Consider the following 6,000-nt stretch of genomic DNA (forward strand, 5'->3'; position numbering starts at 1 on the left):
CTTCAGCGGAACAGGTCGATTCGCGGTCGCGACGTCGGCGATTTGAGGGACGGCTCGGTGCTTGAAGAAAACCCGAGCGGATCGGGAGGGCCGGGGTCCAACCCAACCTTGTCCCCGTCCGTATCGCGTCACATTGCTATCGCTTGCGCTTAACCGGCGACGAGGGCTATCAGGCTCTTGCGCTTGTCTCTGCGCGCGGCGTCGGCGTCGGCAACACGCTGACTGGAGCTTTCGGTCAGTGCGGCCGCCGTCACTTTGATGTAGATTTGCGCACACCTCTTGGTGTTGCCGAGAGCCTTTGCAGCCTCATCTTCCTTGCCGGTCTTTCGAAAGCTATCGGTCGCTGCGATCTTGCGAACCTGGATGGAATTCAGCCTCTTTGCGCCGTGGTACTCCGGCCGATCCTCAGCCATTGCTTCGCGGGAAACTTCGACCCACCAATCGCTGAACGCCTTGTCTCCGACAAATCGAGGATTCGACGGTGTTCTGACAATGAGCGCGTCTGTGTGTACGCCAGCCAGAAGATGGCCGCGCGCCCACTCCAGGTATTCTTCGATGATGTCGTAGAAGACTCCGTCCAGATCGACCAGCTTGCGGTTCAGGCCGTTTTTTATGGCGGGAGATCTGTGGTTCTTGAAATAATGCTTGGGCCCTTGCAGACGCCACACTGCTTTGCCGCGTTCGACGCGACATACCAAGTTGTTGGTGTTCAGGCGCTGTTCGGTCCCGGGCCGAAGAAAGGCCTGGGCTTTCAAGCCTGCGGCCAGGGCTTTTTTGAGTTGACGTGCCCGACGCTGGTTCCTCTCGGGCGTCGACCTGAGCAAACCGGAATGATGCTCAAAAATTGCAAAAAGAGCATCCGGCGATTCCTCGTCATCCAAGATCCCCTCGATCTCCGCGGCGTGATCGTAGGGCTCGGAGACTCGGTGCTTCTCGCCCTCGTAAATGGTCTTGTAGCGAGCGCTCGCATCCTCGCAGAATTTCTTCCAGTCTGAACGCGCCGCACGCACGTCCTTCTCAGTGATGAGGGCGGGAATTGGCACAAGCCGCTCCGCATAGCGTGGCTGTTGTCCGAGACAGTGCAGTATGCCCCGCAGCACGCCACAGTAGCGGGACCTGTCTCGCGTGAGCTTGCTCTCCTTTTTCTTGCCGTTTTTGGCTTTCTGCAGCCCCCTGCGATGTCGCAACGCAGCGAAGTGGTGCTCGATGAGAGCGGGAAAAGCCAAGAGGGAAAAACCCAATTGAGCCAGATGGTCGAGCGTGAGAGGGGGCGGTTGAACTTGAACTTCCGACTTCTTGGCGGAGCCACCGACTTGTGGCTCGAAACGCACTTCCTTCGGCCGCTCCAAGTTAACGCAGCTACCGAGTATCAAGGACAGATCCTTGGTGCGCTTGCGTGCCGTATCTTCCAAGAGCGGCACCCCCGACGCGTAGATCTTCAAGCCCGTGTCCGGATCCACCGGCCGCGACTTCTTTTCGTCTTCCGTCAGTTCGATGATCGGTGTCCGCTCAGGCGGCAATTTCTCGCCGGTGAGAACTAAGCGCAAGTGCCATTTCCAGTCCTCAGCGAGCAGGCCGGGCCAGGCATCGATATCGAACCCTAAGCTGTAGCGCTTCTGCTTGGGGCCATCTTCCTCTTCGTTCTGCAGCTTGGTCCAGGCGCTGAGGCGCGCTTCGCAACGCTTCTTCGAAGAAAGTCCGCGCAAATTGCCCGCAAGTTTCGACACGCGACGCCGCATCTTCTCCGGCACTGCTTCAGGCCACACGTCGGTGACGCGCAACTGGTCGCCGCCCAAGTTCCAGAGGCGCTCTCCGCCGCAGCCGATCGTTTTGCCGATGGCCATGACGAGAGCGCGCCGCTTCTCATTGTCTTCGGGAAGCATGCCAGCTTCCCAACGGGAAATGAACGAAGAATGGATGCCGAACTTCTTCGCCAGGCCGTTCTGGCTGTACCCGGCGAGTTTGCGATAGCGCTTGAGCTCCGATCCGAACGTCGGAACGACGACAACGGCTTGGCGGGGCGACCTTAGCAGTTGCTGCGCTTGGCGTTCGCGCGCCGACTCTAGCTCTCCTAGCAGGTCCAGCGCCAAATTCGCTTGGCTCAAGGGCTTGCGATTATTCGTGCCCTTGCGCTGCTTCAAGTCCTTAAGACTGGTCTCGAGCGCGCGCCGCGCCGGGAGCGTCGCGTCCCGCTTGAGACCCGCGCGGTTCAGCGCGGTGGCCGCTTGATCGACCCTCGCTTGTGCCTTGTTGTCATTCAAACCTGCGGCTTGCGCACGGTCGCGCACGGTCGCACGGACGAAGATTTCGAGCTCGGCGAGGGTGATAGGAGGCACGGCGGGACGGTCGTCGATCTGAAGATCGGCGTCGGCGTCCGGCACTATGGACACATCGGTCGGATCGACCGGTTCTGAGAAGGATCGGACCGTCATTGGCTCCCTTGCTGCAGCAAAGAAGCACCAGTTTCCGTGTATTGCGACTCGGAAACTTACTGAGGGTTAACGCGTTTTAAGCGATATTGCTGCGCAGTGATCGAGAGGCTCGGATGGATCGATGGCGAGTAGGAACGGAGTTGCGGAGGGACCGCTTACTAGCGGGATTCAAGTCATCCCGAGCTGCCGCATTGACCTTTGCTTGGCCAGTCAGTGCCTACGCCGCCCACGAGGCCGGCACACGGAGGCCATCTCCGGAGCAGATGCGCCGATACAAGGAGGCCTTCTCCAACAGGATCGATCCCGGCCTTCCGGAGGGGTGGGATGAGGTCGAAAGCAAGCTGAGAGAGCTCTATTTACTCAAATTGGTCGATCGTAGGTCGGTTGCGCGCCGTCTCGTTTTGGCCCGTCGTCTTGCGGCTTTTGAAACTGCTCTTTCCGCGGCCGAGCACTTTGATTGGCGTCCTGGCACCTATTATGCCCACGAAAAGGGACGGCATGGCTTGCCCGCGCGGACTGCTCGCCAGTACGCGAGCGCCTTCGGCGTCACTGCAGCATGGTTAATAAAAGGTGAATTCCCTTCGGGATTGGTATCTTCAGACGAAGCCACAGCAGTCGATGAGATCGCCGCGGCTTTTGTGCTCGCCTCTTCAGACGCGCTTCCTCCTGAGCTCGAAAGTTTGACTTCAGAGGCACGGCGCGGAGCGACGCATTCTCCGGTTCTGACGGAGACACCGAGCCAGGTCTCGAGCAAGTTGGCCTCCGCAACCGACGCACTGGACCTCATCCCTGAGGGTAACGGTGACGTTAGATCCGGGGTTTGGGGCTTCCCGATAGGTCTGATCTCGGAGGCCTGGGGCATGAAGCCCGATGGCTTAGCGATGCTCGCCTTGGCAACCGACACGAGCGACATGAAGGCAGGCGATCGCGTGCTCGTCGATCGCGACGACACGTCCGTCCGACCAGGGTACGGATTTGCCGTTCGAGGCCGACAGGGCTCCATCTCGGTACGCGGGATGCCCGGCTCGGGCGGATGCTCTGTCGGCCCTGGCGAAATTGTTATCGGCCGTATCGCCGGCGTGTTTCGCGCATTTCCGGGGTAAATGAGCGTTCTGCATGCGAAAAACCACGGGTAATCCCCCGGCTTACCCGAAGGCGGATGCAGAACTGACACAAAATTACATGTTCTTGATCAGGTACTTACGCGCGCCGCGTGTCAGTTTTTGGTGCCGCCGCACTTGAACGTGTCAGTGTTCTTCTGACACAAGACGGCACGTCCACGGATACTACTCAGTCCCAAAACAAGGCCCTAGGCTGACCAACCGCGACTTTCTCTTTCGTCAATAATGCCGGCGGCGCATGCAGGTTTTAAATCCTCCGCCCGGTTATGGTGGAGGCATTTTGACTGCCGTCAGCGCCATGAGACGTCGCCCGTCTACACAGAGCCCGGTCGCAGCTCCCGCGCGCTAGGCACCGAGCGCGAGGCCGGCGCCCTTCACCATCGTTGCGACCGATCAATTGGTGGCACTGCGGCGCTGGTCGCCATCAAGCGGATGCGGTTCGGACCAGAGGGCGAGCGCGCGCGGGAGGGTTTCAGGCGCGAAGTGCAGATGCTCCAGGACCTGCGCCATCCCCATATCGTGGAGATGATTGTCATTCGGCCTGCGCATTGCCTCACCCAGAATGTTACTGGACAACTTCTCGCCGATGAATGCAGCGGCGCCACCAAATTGGTTCGCTGGCCTCCATGGCGGGAAAGATCAGCATGGGCGCGAGGCGCGAGGTGGTGTCGGCGGTGATGGAACGTTACCGATCGGCCAAACGAGCGGAGAAGGGGCGGATCCTTGACGAGCTGTGCGCGACGACGGGCTGGCATCGCAAGCATGCGGTGCGCGCACTCCGGCGACGCGCAACGGTTGGGCCCGGCGCAGTTGAGGCACCGCGAGAGCGCAAGCGTAGATATGGTGCGACGATCAAGGACGCGATGACGGCGCTGTGGGAGGCGTCGGATCGGGTGTGCGGCAAGCGGCTCAAGGTGATGATCCCGACCTTGCTGCCTGCCCTCGAGCAACATGGCCGATTGCGACTTGGCCAGGCGGATCGTGACTGTGTTCTCTCGATCAGCCCCGCAACCATCGACCGCCTGCTCGTGGACGTGAAGGTCGCGGCGAGCGGTGGCAGGCGACGCCGTGCCGGATTTTATTCGGCAATCCGGCGCGAGGTCCCGATCCGCACGTTCAATGACTGGAACAGCCCGCCGCCTGGCTTCTGCGAGGTCGACATGGTCGCCCATGGCGGAACGTCGGTGGCTGGCTCGTTCATCCAGACTTTGACGATGGTCGATGTCGCCACGGGCTGGACGGAGTGTCTGCCGTTGGTGACGCGGGAAGGTTCGCTGGTCGTCGAGGCGATCAACCGCGCACAGAGCCTGTTCCCCTGGCTGTTGCGCGGCGTCGACTTCGACAACGACAGCGCCTTCATGAACGATGTCGTAGTGCCATGGTGTCGCGAACAGAAGCTCGAAGTCACACGCTCGCGCGCCTACAAGAAGAACGATCAGGCGTTCGTCGAGCAGAAGAATGGTGCCGTCGTCCGCCGCCTCATGGGTTATGGCCGCTTCGATGGCGTCGAGACGGCGCGCGTGATGGGTCGCCTCTATGCGGCGGCAAGGCTCTACGTCAACTTCTTCCAGCCGTCATTCAAGCTGAAGGAGAAGCGCCGCGAAGGGGCTAAAGTGATCAAGCGCTATCATCTCCCATCAACGCCCTATGAGCGTGCATTGGCGCATCCCAAGGTCACCGCAGCCGCAAAGAAGCGGCTGCGCGATCAGTATCGCTCGCTCGATCCGGTCGGGCTGTTGGCCGAGATTCGCGCGACCCAGGACGAACTCGGCAATCGCGTCGATCGTCGTGCCGGACAAGTGCGCGGCCTGCAAGCCGCCAGCACGAGCACCGCGCCAGCCACCACAGCCACCTTTGCGAAGACGCTCGGCAAGACGACGACCTCCGGCGAGCCACGTGCCACACACCGGCGCACCCGTCGGCCCTATAAAACCAGGGTTCGCATGCCGTCCAAGCTCGATCCGCATATTGCTGTGATCGAGGGTTGGCTCGCCGAGCAGCCGCAGCTAACTGCGCTCGCCATTGTCTGCCGGCTGAGCGAGAAATACCCCGAGGATTTCGGGCCGACGCAGCATTCTATTGTGCAGCGTCTGCTGAGGGTGCTTCGACGGAAGACTGTTAAGCAGTTGCTCGCGAAGGAGCCGCTTGCGGACGTCACGACCGCAGCCCCATTGCCCGGGGTTGTGGACGGCTCGGGCTATGTAGGGCCCGACCCGCCCACAGCCCCTCTCATCGAGCAAGCCGGGAAAGCTACCTGGCGCGACCCATCAGGCGACCTCGGATCGTCATCGGCCACGGCGCCGCCAGGGTAACATCTGCAAGTGAGGCAATACGAGGGGTCAAAGTTGGGCTCTGACTCACTTTTGATGAAGTTCAGGCGCCGGCTCGCGTTGGTTTCACAAGGGAATCAACATGATGCAGCGAGCCCTGCGACCGTCGGCCCTGAT

The 6,000-nt window shown here is 60.9% G+C and carries 3 protein-coding genes; 2 read left to right on the forward strand and 1 reads right to left on the reverse strand.

Annotation, left to right across the window (positions count from 1 at the left end; genetic code table 11):
- Window positions 1–149: 149 nt before the first annotated feature.
- Window positions 150–2,432 (reverse strand): helix-turn-helix domain-containing protein, encoded by a 2,283-nt coding sequence (locus IVA74_RS15840; protein ID WP_247345405.1) that lies wholly within the window; start codon window positions 2,430–2,432, stop codon window positions 150–152.
- A 263-nt stretch (window positions 2,433–2,695) separates the two neighbouring features.
- On the opposite strand from IVA74_RS15840, the gene IVA74_RS15845 reads away from it, so the two are divergent.
- Window positions 2,696–3,535 carry a helix-turn-helix transcriptional regulator gene (locus IVA74_RS15845; protein WP_247345408.1) on the forward strand — a complete coding sequence of 280 codons (840 nt, stop codon included), beginning with the start codon at window positions 2,696–2,698 and terminating at the stop codon, window positions 3,533–3,535.
- A 662-nt stretch (window positions 3,536–4,197) separates the two neighbouring features.
- Window positions 4,198–5,865 (forward strand): transposase family protein, encoded by a 1,668-nt coding sequence (locus IVA74_RS15850; RefSeq protein WP_247345411.1) that lies wholly within the window; start codon window positions 4,198–4,200, stop codon window positions 5,863–5,865.
- Window positions 5,866–6,000 lie beyond the last annotated feature (135 nt).

The organism is Bradyrhizobium sp. 132, from assembly GCF_023074185.1.
Taxonomy (GTDB): Bacteria; Pseudomonadota; Alphaproteobacteria; order Rhizobiales; family Xanthobacteraceae; genus Bradyrhizobium.

Excerpts from the sequence above, each read along its gene's own strand:
- IVA74_RS15845 (WP_247345408.1), top strand. The coding sequence starts at position 2,696 with ATGCGCCGATACAAGGAGGCCTTCTCCAACAGGATCGATCCCGGCCTT.
- IVA74_RS15850 (WP_247345411.1), top strand. The coding sequence starts at position 4,198 with ATGGGCGCGAGGCGCGAGGTGGTGTCGGCGGTGATGGAACGTTACCGA.
- IVA74_RS15840 (WP_247345405.1), bottom strand. The coding sequence starts at position 2,432 with ATGACGGTCCGATCCTTCTCAGAACCGGTCGATCCGACCGATGTGTCC.